This is a genomic window from Enterobacter cloacae complex sp. 394I7 (assembly GCF_057320345.1).
On the sequence record NZ_JBXWCR010000004.1, the window covers coordinates 239,658 to 258,588 of the forward strand.

14 protein-coding genes and 1 tRNA gene are annotated in these 18,931 nt (G+C 55.9%); 12 read left to right on the forward strand and 3 right to left on the reverse strand.

Annotated features, from left to right (window positions below; genetic code table 11):
* Positions 1-8 precede the first annotated feature (8 nt).
* From AC2FAP_RS16980 to sfmF, 3 genes are read left to right on the forward strand one after another with little or no spacing between them, the layout of a single operon-like run.
* Positions 9-2,570: a fimbrial biogenesis usher protein gene (locus tag AC2FAP_RS16980; RefSeq protein ID WP_044866375.1), complete on the forward strand. Its 2,562-nt coding sequence runs from the start codon at positions 9-11 to the stop codon at positions 2,568-2,570.
* Positions 2,563-3,570, forward strand: a complete 1,008-nt coding sequence (gene fimH / locus AC2FAP_RS16985) for a type 1 fimbria D-mannose specific adhesin FimH (RefSeq protein ID WP_020885154.1) — start codon at positions 2,563-2,565, stop codon at positions 3,568-3,570. Before AC2FAP_RS16980 ends, fimH begins: the two co-directional genes overlap by 8 nt.
* Positions 3,571-3,579: 9 nt before the next feature.
* Complete coding sequence (sfmF, locus tag AC2FAP_RS16990; protein ID WP_044858286.1) at positions 3,580-4,104, forward strand: fimbria assembly protein; 525 nt, start codon at positions 3,580-3,582, stop codon at positions 4,102-4,104.
* A gap of 51 nt (positions 4,105-4,155) precedes the next feature.
* Here the strand turns inward: sfmF and fimZ are convergent, their stop codons facing one another.
* The 3 genes from fimZ to AC2FAP_RS17005 all read right to left on the reverse strand — a co-directional run bounded on the left by fimZ (position 4,156) and on the right by AC2FAP_RS17005 (position 7,040).
* The gene (fimZ, locus tag AC2FAP_RS16995) at positions 4,156-4,788 is read right to left on the reverse strand and encodes a fimbria biosynthesis transcriptional regulator FimZ (RefSeq protein WP_014168952.1); all 633 of its coding nucleotides are present in this window, start codon (positions 4,786-4,788) and stop codon (positions 4,156-4,158) included.
* An 812-nt stretch (positions 4,789-5,600) separates the two neighbouring features.
* Positions 5,601-6,317 (reverse strand): helix-turn-helix transcriptional regulator, encoded by a 717-nt coding sequence (locus AC2FAP_RS17000; RefSeq protein WP_032677572.1) that lies wholly within the window; start codon positions 6,315-6,317, stop codon positions 5,601-5,603.
* Between the two features lie 24 nt (positions 6,318-6,341).
* Positions 6,342-7,040, reverse strand: a complete 699-nt coding sequence (locus AC2FAP_RS17005) for an EAL domain-containing protein (RefSeq protein ID WP_025204824.1) — start codon at positions 7,038-7,040, stop codon at positions 6,342-6,344.
* A gap of 278 nt (positions 7,041-7,318) precedes the next feature.
* Between AC2FAP_RS17005 and AC2FAP_RS17010 the strand changes: the two genes are divergently transcribed.
* The 9 genes from AC2FAP_RS17010 to AC2FAP_RS17050 all read left to right on the forward strand — a co-directional run bounded on the left by AC2FAP_RS17010 (position 7,319) and on the right by AC2FAP_RS17050 (position 18,873).
* Positions 7,319-7,395, forward strand: a tRNA-Arg gene (locus tag AC2FAP_RS17010).
* Between the two features lie 329 nt (positions 7,396-7,724).
* Positions 7,725-8,741 carry an iron ABC transporter substrate-binding protein gene (locus AC2FAP_RS17015; protein WP_032677574.1) on the forward strand — a complete coding sequence of 339 codons (1,017 nt, stop codon included), beginning with the start codon at positions 7,725-7,727 and terminating at the stop codon, positions 8,739-8,741.
* A 24-nt stretch (positions 8,742-8,765) separates the two neighbouring features.
* Positions 8,766-10,340, forward strand: a complete 1,575-nt coding sequence (locus AC2FAP_RS17020) for an ABC transporter permease (protein ID WP_485452994.1) — start codon at positions 8,766-8,768, stop codon at positions 10,338-10,340.
* Position 10,341: 1 nt separating this feature from the next.
* Entirely contained in the window at positions 10,342-11,382 is a 1,041-nt protein-coding gene (locus tag AC2FAP_RS17025; RefSeq protein WP_025204783.1) for an ABC transporter ATP-binding protein, read from the forward strand.
* A gap of 217 nt (positions 11,383-11,599) precedes the next feature.
* A complete protein-coding gene (locus AC2FAP_RS17030) occupies positions 11,600-13,783 on the forward strand; it encodes a TonB-dependent receptor (RefSeq protein WP_485452995.1) in 2,184 nt (727 codons plus the stop codon).
* 102 nt (positions 13,784-13,885) lie between these two features.
* Positions 13,886-15,274, forward strand: a complete 1,389-nt coding sequence (pheP, locus tag AC2FAP_RS17035; protein ID WP_014168959.1) for a phenylalanine transporter — start codon at positions 13,886-13,888, stop codon at positions 15,272-15,274.
* Between the two features lie 184 nt (positions 15,275-15,458).
* Entirely contained in the window at positions 15,459-16,697 is a 1,239-nt protein-coding gene (locus AC2FAP_RS17040) for an MFS transporter (protein WP_025204781.1), read from the forward strand.
* Positions 16,698-16,712: 15 nt separating this feature from the next.
* On the forward strand, positions 16,713-17,738 hold the full coding sequence (locus AC2FAP_RS17045; protein ID WP_047744079.1) for a sugar phosphate isomerase/epimerase family protein: 1,026 nt from the start codon (positions 16,713-16,715) through the stop codon (positions 17,736-17,738).
* Positions 17,731-18,873 (forward strand): Gfo/Idh/MocA family protein, encoded by a 1,143-nt coding sequence (locus AC2FAP_RS17050; protein WP_485452996.1) that lies wholly within the window; start codon positions 17,731-17,733, stop codon positions 18,871-18,873. The genes AC2FAP_RS17045 and AC2FAP_RS17050 overlap by 8 nt, the downstream gene beginning before the upstream one ends.
* The last annotated feature ends 58 nt before the right edge of the window (positions 18,874-18,931 follow it).

Here is an 18,931-nt window from a genome sequence, read left to right on the forward strand (position 1 = left end):
TCAGCGCGATGAATAATCACCAGGGACGTTACTGCCCGGTCGCACTGGCGCTGATGGCAGCGCTCTGGCCACAGGCTGGCTGGAGCGAAAGCTACTTTAACCCGGCCTTCTTGTCCGATGACACCGCCAACGTGGCGGATTTATCGCGTTTTGAACAAGGTCACCAGCAGGCGCCTGGCGTTTATCGCGTGGATATCTGGCGTAACGATGAGTTTATCGCGACGCAGGATGTTCGCTTCGAGCAGGCCGACAATACACCGCCGGTCGCCGGTGGGCTGTCGCCGTGCATTACGCGCGTGATGCTGGAGCGTTTTGGCGTCAATATCGCGGCCTTTCCTGAGCTGGTTAACGTGAAAGGGGAGACCTGTATTCCCCTGGCGAAGGCTATTCCCGGCAGTGAGATCGCATTCAACTTCGCCTCGCTGCGCCTGAATATCAGCCTGCCACAGGTGGCGATGCAGAACAGCGCACGCGGCTACATTCCGCCCGATCAATGGGATGAAGGGATCCCTGCCGCGCTGGTGAACTACAGCTTTACCGGCAACCGCGGGAGCGAGGACGACAGCTATTATCTGAACCTGCAGAGCGGGCTGAACTATGGCGCGTGGCGTTTACGCAATAATGGCGCATGGCGTTACACGCAGAATAACGGGCAGCGGCACAGCAACTGGCAGAATATTGGCACCTGGGCGCAGCGCACCGTGATCCCGCTGAAAAGCGAGCTGGTACTGGGCGACAGCAATACCGGTAATGACGTTTTCGACAGCGTGGGTTTTCGCGGCGGGCGGCTCTTCTCGTCTGACAGCATGTACCCGGACAGCCTGCAGGGCTACGCGCCAACCGTTCGCGGCATCGCCCGAACGCCCGCCAAAGTGGTCGTTCGACAAAACGGCTACGTTATCTATCAAAGCTATGTACAGCCTGGCGCCTTTGCTATCACCGATCTCAACCCAACCTCGTCAAGCGGTGACCTTGAGGTGACGGTTGAAGAGAAGGATGGCAGCCAGCAGCGCTATACCGTGCCGTATTCCACCGTGCCCCTCCTGCAGCGCGAAGGTCGCTGGAAATATGACCTGGTGGCCGGGGATTACCGCAGCGGCAACAGCGAACAGGATACGCCATTCTTCACGCAGGGTACGTTGATTACCGGTCTTGGCGACGGCTACACGCTGTACGGCGGTACCCAACTCGCGTCACGCTATACCGCGGTGGCCATCGGGGCCGGGAAAAACCTCGGTGACTGGGGGGCGGTGTCGCTCGATATCACCCATGCCCGCAGCCAGCTCGCGGATGACAGCCGCCATGAAGGGCAGTCGCTGCGTTTCCTCTATGCAAAATCGCTTAACGGATTCGGAACCAACTTCCAGCTGCTGGGCTACCGCTACTCCACAAAAGGGTTCTACACCCTGGACGATGTCGCGTGGCGTTCAATGGAAGGCTACCAGTATGCCGACAACCAGGATGATGACGGTGTGCCGGATGTGGAGAGTTATCACAACCTGACGTGGAATAAAAAAGGGCGCTTCCAGCTCAATATTTCCCAGTCGCTGGGGGATTACGGCTCGGTCTATATCTCCGGTAGTGAACAGACGTACTGGGGCACCGATGAGTCCAACCTCTGGTATCAGCTGGGGTACGCGGGTGGCGTGAAGGGCATCAACTACTCTGTGTCCTGGTCATGGAACAAATCGGTCGGGATAGACGGCACGGACCGAATCGCGTCGTTTAACGTCTCCGTACCGTTCAGCCTCTTTACCCGCCAGGGTTTTCGTCGGGACAGCGCCATTGACCGCGCCTATGCCACGGCGTCAGCCAGCCGTAATAGTGATGGCGACACAAGCTGGCAAACCGGGGTCAGTGGGACGTTGCTGGAAGATCGCAACCTGAACTACAGCGTGACCCAGGGCCACACCAGCAATAACGGCTCAAGCGGAAGCGCCAGCGCGAACTGGCAGGCAACCTACGGCACGCTGGGTGTTGGCTACAACTACGCACGCGACCAGCACGATCTCAACTGGCAGCTCTCCGGCGGCGTGGTCGGCCATGCGGATGGCGTAACCTTCAGCCAGCCGCTGGGTGATACCAACGTTCTGATCAAAGCGCCGGGAGCATCGGGCGTGAGCGTGGAAAACCAGACCGGTGTGAAAACCGACTGGCGTGGCTATGCGGTGATGCCGTATGCCACCGTCTACCGCTATAACCGCGTGGCGCTGGATACCAACACCATGAGCAATAACACCGATATCGAAAATAACGTGAGCAGCGTGGTGCCGACAAAAGGGGCGCTGGTGCGCGCCAGCTTTGATACCCGTATTGGCGTGCGCGCCCTGCTAACCGTCACGCGCGGCAACCAGCCTGTGCCATTCGGTGCCGTGGTGCGTGAAACCCAGAGCGGCGTCACCAGTATGGTGGGCGATGACGGACAGATTTACCTGAGCGGCCTGCCGCTGGAAGGTGAACTGCTGATCCAGTGGGGCAACGGGATGCAATCCCAGTGTCGTGCGCACTACAGCTTGCCAGAAAAGAGCCTGCAACAGGCAATCACACTTAAGGGGATTCGCTGTGAGTAAAATCCATTGCCTGGCTTTATCACTTCTCTCTATTTTGCCCGTGGGGAATGCCTTAGCCACCGTGTGTGTGAATGAAAAGGGCGTCCCTACGGAGGTGCATTACGACCTGACGGATAAATTTAACAGTTCGAATAACCAGATCGGACAGGTGGTGACGCTCAGCGAGAAATCGCAGTGGGTGGGGGTGAATGCCGTCTGTCCGAAGGGCACCACCGGGAACACAACCAAACGTAGTTATGTTACCGATTACCCGGTCACGGGAACGAGTGATGGCTATCAGTACCTGAAGCTAAACGACTATCTGGATGGGGCAATGAAAATTACGGACAGCTTTGCTGGCGTATTTTATCCGCCCAAAAGTTACATCCAGATGGGGAGTCACCCGAACGTCTCTAAAAACAAACCGTTTGGCGTTCAGGATTCCAGCCTCGTCTTTCGCCTTAAAGTGACCCGACGGTTTATTAATATGGTGGTGATCCCGCGGGCGACCATGTTCCGCGTCTATGTCACCACTACCTCTTCTGATCCGTTAACCTCGCCGGTCTACACCATCAGCTACAGCGGGACCATTCAGGTGCCGCAAAGCTGTGCCATCAATGCGGGGAATATCGTGGAGTTTGACTTCGGCGATATCGGGGCCTCCCTGTTCAGCAAGGCCGGGGCGGGTAACAAACCGGAAGGGGTAACCGCGCAAAGCAAAACCATCGCCATCAAATGCACCAACGTGGAAGCGAACGCAATGCTGACGATGCGCGTTGAGGCAGAAAAGGTCTCCAGCAACGCGGTGGTGTCGGATAACCCCGATGTGGGGTTTGTGATTGCCAACGAAAGCGGTACCCCGCTAACGCCCAACAACCTGACCAGCAAAATTCCGTTCCGGCTCGACGACAGCGCGCAGGCGCAGGTGGGGATCCGGGTCTGGCCGGTCAGCGTGACGGGGAATAAACCTGCGGAAGGCCGTTTCACGTCGCGGGGTTATCTGCGTGTGGATTACGATTAAGGGGAAGAGATGCGGAACCGGAACTGGCATTTCGCCGCGATGACACTGATGATGCTTCACGCCAGCGCGCAGGCAGCCACTGCGCTGGGGGAGATCAATATTCAGATGTACGGCAACATTGTTGATTTTACCTGTGTGGCCGAGGGCAGCGATAGCGACAAGAGCGTTACGCTGGGAACCTGGCCCACGAAACAGCTCAGCACCACGGGAAGCCGCACGCAGCCCATGCCGTTTACGCTGAAGCTGACCGGCTGTCCACCTGGTGCAGCGTCCATCACGTTTTCGGGTAAAGCCGACGGAAGCAATAATGGGTTACTGGCGCTCAATGACGCCAGTACGGCAAGCAACGTTGCCGTCGAGATCAGGGATGCGGATAAAACGCGTCTGGCACTTCAGCAGGCCAGCCAGCCGGTAGCGGTTGATGCGCAGGGAAATGCGACATTGTCATTTTATGCCAATTATATTGCCACTGCTGATAACCCTCAGCCCGGACGGGCTGATGCTGATGCCACCTTCATGATTAATTATAATTAGCGCTGACCGCACTCCCTGCAGCTCGGATAAGCTGCAGGGAGTGAATTCAGGTTATAGCAGTTCGTGTGCTTTGGCATAATCAATTAATTCAACGATGCTTTGCACACCCAGCTTGGAATAAATATTGGATTTATGTGCGCTGATGGTTTTGTTGCTTAATAGCAACTGCTCTGCAATCTCCTTATTGGATAAACCATTTGCCAGGTAACGTAATACCGTCACCTCACGATTCGATAATGGCATATCCGCGACCATCCCTTTCCCCGAACCCAAATGGTTTATAAAATTCAACGTTTCCGACGGGAAAAAAGAATAGCCCATCAGGATCATTTCAACGGCGTTGTAGATCTCGCCCAAATCTTTTCGTTTACTGACAAAACCATTTGCCCCGGCGCGAATGGCGCGTCCCGCGTAAAAAGACTCGGATTTTGAAGAGAGGAACAGGACCTTGATGTCTTTATTTAAATTTCTGATTCTCTTCAGTAAAGCGAAGCCATCTGTGCCCGTAAGTTCGATGTCCAGGATCACCAGATCGATAGGGTGGTTACGGATACAGTCAAGGACTTCATGGCTGTCGCCAGACTTGAGTTTGACTGTGATGTTTTTATTTTTCTGTAGCAGGACTTCTATCGACATTCTGACGATAGGGTGTTCGTCCATAATGATAACGGATGCCGGTTTCATTTTTAATGCCTCAGACTGTTAAAAGCGTTATGCCGAGTTTGGTTAAAACTCTCGAAATGCCGGAAGGATAAATGTGCAGATCCTTATACCGTAGTATTTCCCTGGAAAGAGCGAAAGCATCCTTGTTAACGTAGTGAAGAAATCTATGCCTCAGCGCGGTCATCTCATTTGGCTGGTGTTGGCAAAAAGGTTTTTCTTATTCATATTTGATACGCGTCTTATTATACCGTGTAAGTTTTTTCCGAAAACCCTGTAAATTACCCCTCGCTTATTACTTTGTATTATCTTCTGGATCCGAATAGCTATTTTTTTAAAATTAGCTTAAATATCCTGTTATCCCATTTACCGCATCTTTTGATCTTTATGTAATAACAAAAAATGACATATCACACTGTATGTTGATCAAATGTTAACAAATCGACGGCCGTTTTCAGGGGCTGAAAGCGGGAACGGATGGTGAAAAAGTGTTCACAGAGGGCACCAGACCTTCGTTTGAAAGTGATCGGGTCGTCGCCGGAAAGGGCACCCGTCGTACAGCAGAACATACTACAGACTTCGCTTTTGACTGCCAGGCAGTCTCGCCGAGCCGCTTGTTTTTACATCATTATCGTCTTATTAACTCCTTTATCAAACACTTAACGCACGGAGGAAAGTGCTGCAGATTATTCATTCTGTGACATTTCACATGGTTTAAGCCCGTAAATTAGGAATAGTTATAAAGTTGAAATTATTGTTAAAATTTAACAAATAAGTAACATGATTGATAAGTAAATTCCTAAAGGTCTTTAGGAAATAAGGGCTTAGTGGGTGGGTTAGAAGGTGCAGTCTGAGAGGTTATTGAGAAGGTGCAGCAGTTCCTGGCGATGGGTCAGACCCAGTTTCAACAGAATGCAGCTGAGACGATAGATAATGCGGCTATAGGGGCGATTCTGCATCAACGCTATCTGGCGAAGGGTCTTCCCCCGCGATAACTCCTGCAAAATAGGCCATTCGGTGCGGGAGAACCAGTCTTTATCGCAGCCCTGGGGAGGGCTGGTATCCATCAGGCTGTGCTGGAAAGCAGACGGCGTCAGTTGACGTTCGAGCACGTGAAAAGGGCCCGCCGCTTTGCAGAACAGGCGAGTATCGTAATTATCCGCCCTGACTAACAGATAGGGCGTCAGAAAAGGGGGATAGAGGCTATGCCTTCTGAGCTGATCCAGCTTGTCGATCAGCGCAGTGGAGCGGCTTTCAATATCCACCACCAGACGGGCGGAAGGCCACTGGGCCAGGGCGCTAAACGCATCCTCCAGCGTGGGATAGTCGCAACAGCTGCTCAGGGGAAATTGGCCGTTGAGAAAACCGGTGCGCAGAAAATGATCCTCCGTCACCAGAATGATAAACGGAGCGTCTGTTTTGCGGGGCTGGCTGATGGACTGGCTCAAAAATTCGAGCCGGTCGAAGAAGGGGGGAGCAAAAGGCGAGCGCGTAAATCCCAGTGCATCACTTCCTGTACGCCGCCGCCGGTAACGGCGCACTGTCATTCGCATGGCCTCCCCCCTGGAAATGGCTTTTTAATCCTCCGGCCATGTCCAGGACGGCCAGTAATAGCCCTGGCCGAGTTCTGCGCCTGCCTGCAGTGCCCAGGTACAATCCTGCTCAGTCTCAATACCTTCAATAAGCACTTTCCCGGCAAGCTGAAAGCACCGGGACACCAGTTGCCGTAGCGCGGGCGTGGCGCGTAGACGCCAGAATGCATCCTTATCGATTTTTACGCCGCTTAACGGTAACTGGCAGGATAAAAAGGGCGGGATGAGTGTTTCATCAATGTCATCCAGCCAGATACCGTGACCTTGTCTTATGAGCTGCAACAGGCTCCGGGTAACGGCCTGCCTCTGCGCGGCTGACAGCGTTAAAAAAGCACTGGGGTCGACAAGTTCAATATTCAGCGGCGGACATTTTATCCGGCTAAGCCGCTGAAAAGCGTCGGGCTCTGTCAGGACGGTTATCGGCAGATTAATGAAAAAATTATTACAGTGCGGGGTATTTTTTAACGCGGTGAGCTGTGCTTCAAGCAGCGTTATCGACCAGTCTGCAGACTGATGGCGGAAAAAGGCTTCGCTATGCTGCGTTTCAGACAGGACGCTAAGGACCTCTACGCCGATCCTGCGTAAAGAGGAGAGGGCGACAATGGGCTCAAGTTTGATGCCGACGATGTCCTGAGAAAGGTACTGTAACCGGGGGGGCGTATAGGTCAGGTTTTGCGCTGTCACTCCATGGTCCTGTTGTCTGTCAGCCTCCAGGCGGCCGGGATACCTCACACTAGTGTGACGAGCTGACGCTCAGGAAAACAGCAGGCGTTACTTAAATGCAACTAAGCCTTTTCGCAGCGCGAAATTCTACGACGGAAAAGCGATGAATGTTGAAAAAACAGCCGTATTTACAATCGGCTAGCGGTAATTGCCCCTGAAAGCCGAAAAGGCATTGACTCACCTGTCATTGACCGTATAATTCCAGGCGTTTCACCACCGCGAAGTTCACTCTTCTCAGTGCGCCCTTAGCTCAGTTGGATAGAGCAACGGCCTTCTAAGCCGTAGGTCGTAGGTTCGAATCCTACAGGGCGTGCCATTTACTGCCTTCACCCTTTTTGCTTCCACTCTCCCGTTTTACGCTAAATACACGTTTATGCCGATCTCATTCTGTCGATTAAATAATCGGGAAATAAATAGAACGCTAATGAATATTTGTTATTTTTCCAGCCTAAGGTTTTCTTAATCTTTATTTCATCCATTTTTATAATCTGGATTTTTATCATATTTATCCGCTGTATAAGAATATTTTACACTTTTACGACTAAACTTGATTGATACTAATTATCATTAGCGTTTTTGTATGCTTTAATCCTGTCCCACAACGCTATGCGTGGTAAATCACCCTGGTCTATAAAGGATATGTTCATGAATTCTCGCCTGTTGTCATGCTTCTCGCTTGCCTTGTTGTCTTCATCTCTTTTCCTTTCCACACAAGCACTTGCCGCTGATAACAACGAAGGTATCGTTGTTTATAACGCGCAGCATGAAAATCTGGTGAAGGCGTGGGTTGACGGTTTTACCAAAGAAACGGGTATTAAGGTGACGCTGCGTAATGGCGATGACAGCGAGCTGGGTAATCAGCTGGTTCAGGAAGGCACGGCATCACCTGCAGACGTGTTTCTGACGGAAAACTCGCCATCAATGGTTCTGGTGGATAATGCCAAACTGTTCGCGCCACTGGATGCAGAGACCCTGAAGCAGGTGCCTGCGGAATTTCGTCCTGCGCACGGCCGCTGGATCGGGATTGCTGCGCGTAGCACGGTGTTTGTCTATAACCCGGAAAAATTGAGCGAACAGCAATTGCCAACATCGCTGATGGATCTGGCGAAACCTGAGTGGAAAGGCCGCTGGGCGGCATCGCCGTCAGGCGCGGATTTCCAGGCGATCGTGAGTGCAATGCTGGCCCTGAAAGGCGAGCAGGCCACCCTTGAGTGGCTGAAGGCGATGAAAACCAATTTTGTGGCCTACAAAGGTAACAGCACCGTGATGAAAGCCGTTAACGCCGGCCAGATTGATGGCGGTGTGATTTATCACTACTACCGTTTTGTCGATCAGTCCAAAACGGGTGAAAACAGCAAAAACACCCAACTCTACTACTTCAAACATCAGGATCCGGGTGCCTTTGTCAGCCTTTCCGGCGGTGGCGTACTGGCGTCCAGCAAACACAAAGAACAGGCTCAGGCATTCATCAAGTGGATCACCGGCAAAGAAGGTCAGGAGAGCCTGCGCACCAATAACGCGTTTGAATATGCGGTTGGCGTGAACGCGGCCTCTAACCCGAAACTGGTTCCGCTGAAAGATCTGGATGCGCCGAAAGTGGAACCTTCAACGCTTAACAGCAAAAAAGTTATCGAGCTGATGACGCAAGCCGGCCTGCTGTGATCCTGAGAGTTAAGTGAACGCCTTATGTCTGGTCTGAGTCTCGACATCGGAAAAAACAGGATGCAGGAGCCTGCCCGCAGGCGACCTGCGCTGCCGATGGTTGCGTTAGCTGTCTTATTTTCATTAATGGCGCTTCTGCCTCTGGGTTTTATCATTGCCATTGGCATTGAGACGGGCTGGGAGACCATTAAGACGCTGGTGTTCCGCCCGCGTGTTGCTGAGCTACTCAGCAACACGCTGTGGCTGACGGCCTTAGCGGTTCCGCTTTGTATTGTGACCGGCGTGGCGATAGCCTGGCTCACGGAGCGTACCCGGCTGGCCGGGCGGGGAATATGGTCTGCGCTGGCGGTCACCCCGCTGGCAATCCCCGCGTTTGTACAAAGCTATGCCTGGGTGAGCGTCATCCCCTCCCTGCACGGTCTTTCTGCGGGAGTATTTCTCTCTGTTTTAGCTTACTACCCGTTTATCTACATGCCGGTTGCCGCGGTACTGCGCCGCCTCGACCCGACGCTTGAAGATGTGGCCGCGTCGCTCGGCACGCCGCCGTGGCGGGTCTTTTTCCGCGTAGTGTTGCCGCAGCTCAAGCTTGCTATCTGCGGCGGGGCGCTGCTGGTCGCGCTGCACCTGCTGGCGGAATACGGCCTGTACGTGATGATCCGCTTTGATACGTTCACCACCGCGATTTATGACCAGTTTCAGTCTACCTTCAGCGGCCCGGCAGCCAATATGCTGGCAGGCGTGCTGGCCTTATGCTGTCTGGCCATCTTAATGCTGGAAGGGGTGACGCGCGGAAAAGCACGCTATGCGCGCATCGGCGGCGGGGCAGCACGTGAACAGAAACGCTGGCCGCTGAAGCCGGTCGCGGCCACGCTGGGCCAGCTGTTTTTCCTCACGCTGATCGTGCTGGCGCTGGGCGTACCGTTAATTGTGCTCTGTCGCTGGGTCTGGCTGGGCGGTATTGAGAACTGGATGAGCGTGGACCTCTGGCACTCCCTGCGCCAGACGCTCATGCTCGGCGTGGGTGGCGCACTGCTGACCACGGCCTGCGTGATCCCCATTGCGTGGCTCGGTATCCGTTATCCGCACCGCGTCTTCCGGATGCTGGAAGGGTGTATCTACATCACCAGCTCGCTGCCGGGGATTGTGACCGCTCTCGCGCTGGTAACGGTGACGATTCATTACGCCCGCCCCATTTATCAGACGGAAATTACGCTCTTCCTCGCCTATCTGCTGATGTTTATGCCCCGCGCGCTCATCAACCTGCGGGCCGGGATTGCACAGGCGCCGGTAGAGCTGGAAAACGTGGCGCGTAGCCTTGGCAGCACGCCTGCGAAGGCGCTGTGGAGCGTCACCATGCGGCTGGCCGCGCCGGGTGCCGCCGCGGGGGCTGCGCTTGTTTTCCTCGGCGTCAGCAACGAACTGACCGCCACGCTGCTGCTCTCCCCGCTGGGAACACGCACGCTTTCCACCGGTTTCTGGGCGCTGACCAGTGAGATCGATTATGTTGCCGCCGCGCCGTACGCGATGCTGATGATCCTGATTTCACTCCCGCTGACCGCCATCCTCTACGTGCAGTCGAAAAAAATTGCAGGACTATGACATGCTTGAATTGACGTCCATTTCTAAATCCTTTTCCGGTGTGCAGGTGCTCGACAGCTTAAACCTGAGCGTTGCGCCGGGGAGCCGGACGGCGATAGTCGGGCCGTCCGGGTCAGGGAAAACGACGCTGCTGCGCATTCTTGCCGGCTTTGAAACGCCGGACGCCGGGCGGATAGTGATGCAGGGCCGAACGCTGTTTGACGAAAACAGCTTCGTTCCCGCTCATCTGCGCGGCATTGGCTTTGTTCCCCAGGAGGGCGCGTTATTCCCGCATCTCAGCGTTGCAGACAACATTGCCTGGGGGCTGGACGGCACGCGCCACGAAAAGCGCCAGCGCGTAGAGGCGCTGATGGAGATGGTGTCGCTGGACAGGCAGCTCGCGACCCACTGGCCGCATGAGATTTCTGGCGGACAGCAGCAGCGTGTGGCGCTCGCCCGCGCGCTGGCTCAGCGTCCTTCATTGATGCTGCTGGATGAGCCGTTCTCGGCGCTCGATACCGGCCTTCGCGCCATGACCCGCAAAGCGACCGCTGACCTGCTGGCTGAAGCGGGCGTTGCCTCGATTCTGGTGACGCACGATCAAAACGAAGCGTTATCTTTTGCCACCCAGGTGGCAGTAATGCGTTCCGGGCGCTTTACCCAGGTGGGTACCCCGTATGACGTCTACACTCAGCCCGTTGATGAAGAGACCGCGCTGTTTCTGGGCGACGCGGTGATCCTGCCCGCTCAGCTTACCGCCGGCCATGCGGTGTGCGCGCTGGGTGAGATACCCACCAACAATACGCATGCCACCGGCCAGGGCCGCGTCATGATGCGCCCTGAACAACTGCGCGTGACGGCGTGCGCGCCGCATGAAAGCCCGGTGTCGATAATTGATGTCGATTTTACCGGTCATTTGTCCACGCTCACCCTGGCGTTTGCCGGGCATCAGGAGCCTGTTGTTCTGAAGACCGTAAGCCAGCCTGGCTGGAATCCGGGTACGGCTGTGCGTATTGATGTTGCGGGAACCGCCCGCGTTTTATCGTTCTCCCGCCGCGCCTGAAAGACCGTCCCGGAAACGGGGCGGTTATGCGCCATGCTATCCCGTCTATACGTCCTCCTGATTTCCCGCGTCTGTTAACCGATTTTCTCACGCAGTGACGTGCGTTTACGCTTGCCAACAATCATGTAATGCGTATAGTTCTCATTTGCATTGCACTTGATTACATTCTAAGGCCCGACAACGGGCCCTTTTTGCGCGCACGTTTAATGAGTTAATTATGAACAACACGAAAAGGCATAAAACGCTGCTGGCTCTCGCCATTGGCGCGGTCACGCACTCCGCCCTGGCGGCGGATGAAAAGAAAGAAGACACCCTGATTGTCCAGTCTGCGCCTGCCAGCGATTTTAAACCCGGCGGCGACCAGCTTGTGCCGGCGTTCCTTGACGGGCAGGTGGCGAACGGCGGACGCATGGGGATGCTGGGGCAGCAAAACGCCATGGACGTGCCGTTTAATATCATCAGCTACACCTCGAAGCTGGTAGAAGACCAGCAGGCGAAAACCATTGCTGATGTGGTCGCTAACGACGCGGGGGTGCAGTACGTGCAGGGCTACGGCAACAGCGCCGAAACCTTCCGTATCCGTGGCCTGAAGTTTGACGGGGATGACATGACCTTCGGCGGCCTGTCCGGCGTTCTGCCGCGTCAGGTGGTGGATGCGCAGATGGTCGACCGCATTGAGATTTTTAAAGGGGCAAACGCCCTGATGAACGGCGCGGCAAGTTCAGGCGTGGGGGGAATGATTAACCTTGAGCCGAAACATGCGGATGAAACGCCGCAGGCAAAAGTGGGCGTTGATTACACCTCTGATTCCCAGTTTGGCACCACGCTGGATGCGGGCCGTCGCTATGGCGACAACGACCAGTTTGGCGCGCGCGTGAACCTCGTCCATCGCGAAGGGGAAAGCGGGGTGCCCAACGATCGCCGCCGCACTACGCTGCTCTCCACCGGCCTCGACTACAAAGGCGACAATTTCCGCACCTCTCTGGATGTGGGGTATCAGAAGAAAACCTTCCATGGCAGCCCGACCAGCGTCAATATCTCCGCCGTGGATTTCGTGCCTGAACCGCCGAAAAACGATCGCAACTTCTCGCAGAAATGGGCCTACAGCAACATCGAAAATGAATTCGGGATGTGGCGCAGCGAGTACGACATTACCGATAACTGGACGGCCTATACCGGCCTCGGCGCACAGCACGCTCACGAAGAAGGGATTTACAGCGCACCGAAGCTGCTGGATAAAAGCGGTAAGGCGACGGTCAGCCGTCTTGATACCAACCGCATCAGCGATTCCGTCAGCGGGATGGCGGGTATTCGCGGTAACTTTGCTACTGGCTTCGTAACGCATAAAGTCAACGTCGGTTACTCCGCGATGACCAAAAACGAAAAAATCGGCTGGAAAATGTCGTCGGCGGCGGATAACCCAACCACCAATATCTATCACAATACCGGTGTGGATATGCCGGACAGCTCCAGTTTCAACGGCTTAGGCGGAAATTACAGCGATCCGCTCACCAGCGGGCGTACCCGGACGCAGGGCTGGCTGTTGAGTGATACGCTGGGCGTGCTGGACGACAAACTGCTGTTTACCGCCGGGGCGCGTCATCAGAAGGTGGTCATTCGCGGATACAACAAAATTACCGGGCAGGAAAATAAAGCAGACGGTTTCGACGGCAGCCGCTGGATGCCTACCTACGGCGTGGTTTACAAGCCGTGGGAGGCGATCTCCCTGTATGCCAACCACACCGAAGCGCTGCAGCCGGGTCAATCAGCCCCTAACACCGCCACCAACTACGGGCAGAGCACCGGCATCGTTCACTCTAAGCAGAACGAAGTGGGCGTGAAGGCGGATTTTGGTCGCGTGGGCGGCTCCCTGGCGCTGTTTGAGATCAAAATGCCGTCGGCGATCCTCAACAGCAACGGTCATTATGGTCTTGATGCCGAGCAGCGTAACCGCGGCGTGGAGCTGAATATGTTCGGTGAGCCCCTGCTGGGCGTCCGTCTGAACGCCAGCGCTACCTGGCTGCAGGCGGAGCTGACCAAAACCAACAACGGCCTCAACCAGGGTAATGATGCGATTGGCGTTCCGAATTTCTATGCCGTTCTCGGCGCAGAGTATGACATCAAACCGATTGATGGCCTGACCGCTACCGCGCGCGTGAACCACTCCGGCACGCAATACGCGGACCTGGCGAACACCAAAAAGCTGGACAGCTACACCACGCTGGATGTGGGTATGCGTTATCGCTTCGCCGTTAACCACAATCAAAATCAGATGACGGTGCGTGCGGGTATCGACAACGTGACCAATGAAAACTACTGGTCCAGCGTGGATGATTCAGGTACCTACATCACCCAGGGCGAACCGCGTACCTTTAAAGTCTCGGTGGGCTACGCATTCTGAGAACGCCGCTCGTTATCCGGGGCAGGGATGCCCCATTCCCTTGCTACCACCAGCCTGAAGTGTTAAAACGTGCCCCTTCTAAAAAAGAGACAGGGGTAGGGCGTGAAAGACGCGTCATCCGCTTCAGGCACCGGTAGCGCTGAAGCTTCGTCGGAACAGAATCCGACGCTGCAACGTGGTTTGCAAAATCGACATATACAGTTAATTGCCCTCGGTGGGGCTATCGGTACCGGGCTGTTTCTCGGCATCGGCCCGGCCATTCAGATGGCGGGGCCGGCGGTATTGCTGGGCTATGCCCTCGCCGGGATTATCGCCTTCCTGATCATGCGCCAGCTTGGCGAGATGGTCGTCGAAGAGCCTGTGTCAGGCTCGTTCGCGCATTTTGCGTATAAATACTGGGGCCCGTTTGCGGGGTTCCTCTCCGGCTGGAACTACTGGGTGATGTTTGTGCTGGTGGGGATGGCAGAGCTGACCGCCGCTGGCATCTACATGCAGTACTGGCTCCCGGATGTGCCCACCTGGATTTGGGCGGCGGCCTTCTTCATCATCATTAATGCCATCAACCTTGTGAACGTCCGTTTGTACGGTGAAACCGAGTTCTGGTTTGCGCTCATCAAGGTGCTGGCGATTATCGGCATGATCGGTTTTGGCCTGTGGTTGCTGTTCTCGGGTCATGGCGGTGAGCGTGCCACGATCGACAACCTGTGGCAGCACGGGGGGTTCCTGGCGACCGGCTGGAAGGGGCTTATCCTTTCGCTGGCGGTGATCATGTTCTCTTTCGGCGGGCTGGAGCTGATTGGTATCACTGCCGCTGAAGCGCGCGACCCGCATAAAAGCATTCCGAAAGCGGTCAACCAGGTGGTGTACCGTATTCTGCTGTTCTACATCGGTTCGCTGGTGGTATTGCTCGCGCTCTATCCCTGGGTTGAGGTGAAATCAAACAGCAGTCCGTTTGTGATGATTTTCCACGATCTCAACAGCAATGTGGTGGCCTCAGCGTTGAACTTCGTTATTCTGGTGGCGTCACTTTCGGTCTATAACAGCGGCGTCTACTCTAACAGCCGGATGCTGTTTGGCCTCTCCGTGCAGGGGAATGCGCCGAAGTTCTTAACCCGCGTCAGCCGTCGCGGCGTGCCGGTGAATTCTCTGCTGTTGTCCGGTGCGATCACTTCTTTGGTGGTGGTGATCAACTACCTGCTGCCAAAAGAGGCGTTTGGCCTGCTGATGGCGCTGGTGGTTGCAACCCTGCTGCTGAACTGGATCATGATCTGCCTGGCGCACCTGCGTTTTCGTGCCGCGATGCGTCGCAAGGGACGTGAGACGCAGTTTAAAGCGCTGCTTTATCCGGCAGGAAACTACCTTTGCATTGCTTTCCTCGGGTTGATCCTTGTGCTGATGTGCACCATGGACGACATGCGCCTTTCCGCGATGCTGCTCCCGGTGTGGGTCATCTTCCTGTTTGTGGCGTTTAAACTTTCCCGCAAGCAATAATGCATGCCGCCCTCTCCCGGTGGGAGAGGGCGAGCCATCCGGTTTCTCATCCCAACGCGATTAACCTCTTTATCGTGACCCCTCTCCCAAATCTCTCCTGATCCACAGGATCTTTATTTTGTAATCGATTACTTTTCATTTGAGGGTATTTGTAATCGATTACTTTTCTAGGGTGAGGCTCATTATGGTGTCAACAACTGAAAGTAGTGGAAAGGTGATAGCGCAGCACCGGCTGCTGGTTCCGCGTCTGTCGCTGATGATGTTTCTACAGTTTTTTATCTGGGGTAGCTGGTCGGTCACGCTGGGTCTGGTGATGACCCAGCACAACATGTCGTTGCTGATTGGTGATGCGTTCTCCGCCGGGCCCATCGCCTCTATTTTGTCGCCGTTCGTGCTCGGGATGCTGGTGGATCGCTTCTTTGCCTCGCAGAAGGTGATGGCGGTAATGCACCTGGCGGGCGCGGCTATCCTGTGGTTCGTTCCGGGGGCGCTGATCGCTGAAAATGGTGCGCTGCTGATTGGCCTGCTGTTTGGCTACACGCTTTGTTATATGCCGACGCTGGCGTTAACGAACAACATCGCGTTTCACAGCCTGGCAAACGTCGATAAAACCTTCCCGGTGGTGCGCGTGTTCGGCACTATCGGCTGGATTGTCGCGGGGATCTTTATCGGCGTTACCGGCGTGGCCTCCAGCGTCACGATCTTCCAGGTTGCGGCGGCGAGCTCCGTGCTGCTGGCGCTCTACAGCCTGACGCTGCCGCACACGCCCGCCCCGGCTAAAGGGCTGCCGGTCCAGGTTCGCGATCTGTTCTGCGCTGATGCGTTTGCCCTGCTGAAAACCCGCCACTTCCTGGTCTTTTCCGTCTGCGCAATGCTGATTTCCGTGCCGCTTGGCACCTACTACGCTTACACCGCCTCATATCTGGCGGATGCCGGGATTGCTGATGTCAGCACCGCGATGTCGTTCGGCCAGATGTCAGAGATTGTCTTCATGCTGGTGATCCCGCTGCTTTTCCGTCGTCTGGGCGTGAAAGTCATGCTGCTGGTCGGCATGCTGGCGTGGTTTGTCCGTTACGCGATGTTTGCCATGGGGGTGAGTGAGGAGGGACGTTTCCTGCTCTATCTCGGCATCCTGTTGCACGGTGTGTGCTATGACTTCTTCTTTGTGGTGGGCTTTATCTATACCGACCGCGTGGCGGGCGAAAAGGTGAAAGGCCAGGCGCAGAGCATGATCGTGATGTTCACCTATGGCATCGGCATGCTGCTTGGTTCGCAGATTTCTGGCGCGCTGTATAACCGTCTGGTGGCGGGACAGGCCGTGCCGCAGGCGTGGGTCACCTTCTGGTGGATCCCGGCGGTGGCGGCAGCGGTGATTGCGCTGATTTTCCTTCTCACGTTCAAATATGACGATGACAAGGCGTAACGTTCAGGAGGTGGTATGAGAACGATTAAGGGACCCGGTATTTTCCTGTCGCAGTTTATCAGCGCAGAAGCGCCGTTTAACTCGCTGGATGGGCTGGCAGGCTGGGCAGCAGGTAAGGGCTACAAAGCCGTGCAGATCCCCTGCAATCATCCGCACATTTTTGACGTGGAGAAAGCGGCTGAGAGCCAGGCCTACTGTGACGACATTACCGGCACGCTGGCGGAGCACGGGCTGGCGATCAGCGAGCTGTCGACCCATCTGGAAGGGCAGCTTATTGCGGTGAACCCGGTCTACGGCGACGCGTTTGACCATTTCGCGCCGGCAGGCGTGCGGGGTAACGACGCGGCCCGTCGGGCGTGGGCGACCAGCAAATTGAATCAGGCGGCGGCGGCCTCCGAAAAATTAGGCCTGACAGCGCACGCCACTTTTTCTGGATCGCTGGCGTGGCCATTTTTCTACCCGTGGCCGCCGCACAATGCGCAGCGTTTTCAGGACGCTTTCCAGACGCTGGCAACCCGCTGGCGGCCCATTCTGGACACTTTTGATGAGTACGGCGTCGATGTCTGTTATGAGCTGCATCCGGGGGAAGACCTGCATGACGGCGTGACGTTTGAGCGTTTTCTGGCGCTTGTGGACAACCACCCGCGCTGCAATATTCTCTACGATCCCAGCCATATGCTGCTTCAGCAGATGGACTACCTGACGTTTATCGATCTCTACCATGCGCGCATTAAAGCGTTTCACGTCAAAGATGCGGAGTTTCGTCCCAACGGGCGCAGCGGCGTATACGGTGGCTACCAGTCGTGGCTTCATCGTCCGGGTCGCTTCCGGTCGCCGGGCGACGGGCAGATCGACTTCACCGGTATTTTCAGCAAACTGACCCAGTACGACTACGAGGGCTGGGCAGTGCTGGAGTGGGAGTGCTGTCTTAAGGATGGCGATACCGGTGCCCGCGAAGGCAGCGAATTTATCCGTCGTCATATCATTCCGGTATCCGGGCGCGCGTTTGACGATTTCGCCGCGGGAGGCAGCCATGATTAACGTCGGGATCGTCGGCAGCGGCTTTATCGGCCCGGCGCACATTGAGGCGCTGCGGCGTCTCGGCAGTGTGCAGGTGGTCGCCCTGTGCGACAGCTCGCTTTCACAAGCGCAGGAAAAGGCGCGCCAGCTGAATGTGCCCCATGCTTACGGGAACGTTGAGGCACTGCTCGCCCATCCGGATCTGCACGTGGTGCATAACTGCACGCCAAACCATCTGCACGCAGAGATTAACCGCCAGATTTTGCGGGCGGGTAAGCATGTTTTTTCCGAAAAGCCGCTGTGTATGACCCCGGAAGAGGCCCGCGAGCTGGTGGCACTGGCTGAGCAGGCGGGCGTGGTACACGGCGTCAGCTTTGTCTATCGCCAGTTTGCGATGGTGCGCCAGGCGGCCAGCATGAGGCGCGAGGGCAGTCTCGGTCGGCTGTTTGCCACGCATGGCAGCTACCTGCAGGACTGGATGCTGCTGGAAACCGACTATAACTGGCGGGTGGATGCCGCGCTGGGCGGTGCGTCGCGCGCGGTGGCGGATATCGGCTCCCACTGGTGCGACACGGTGCAGTTTGTGACCGGGCGGCGGATCACCGACGTGATGGCCGACCTCACCATCGTCTGGCCAACGCGCAAGGCCAGTGCGGCGGGAAACCGGACCTTCACGGATGATCGCAGCGCGAACGATGAAGACAAACCGGTCACCACCGAAGATTTTGGCTCGGTGCTGGTGCGCTTCGACGATGGCAGCAAAGGCAGTTTTAACGTCTCGCAGGTCAGCGCCGGGCGCAAAAATCGGCTGACGTTTGAAATTAACGGCAGCGAACGGTCCGTGGCGTGGGATCAGGAGGTGCCGCAGCAACTCTGGATCGGCCATCGCGCGCAGGCAAACCAGACCCTCTCCGACGATCCAAACCTGATGAACCGTGACGTGGCCGAAAGCGCCCATTTTCCCGGCGGACATATCGAAGGCTGGCCCGATGCCTTTAAAAATATGATGGCGCACTTTTACCGCGCCGTGATGCAGGGGGAGATGCCGGCACAGCCGCTGTTTGCGACGTTCCATGACGGCGCGAACGTCATGTATATCATTGATGCGATAGTGAAAAGCCATCAGCAGCAGCGCTGGGTGCGCGTTGCCTATTGACGCGTTGCCCGGTTCGCCGGGCAACGAATTTATGGTAGCCTGCATAAAACGTTAACCG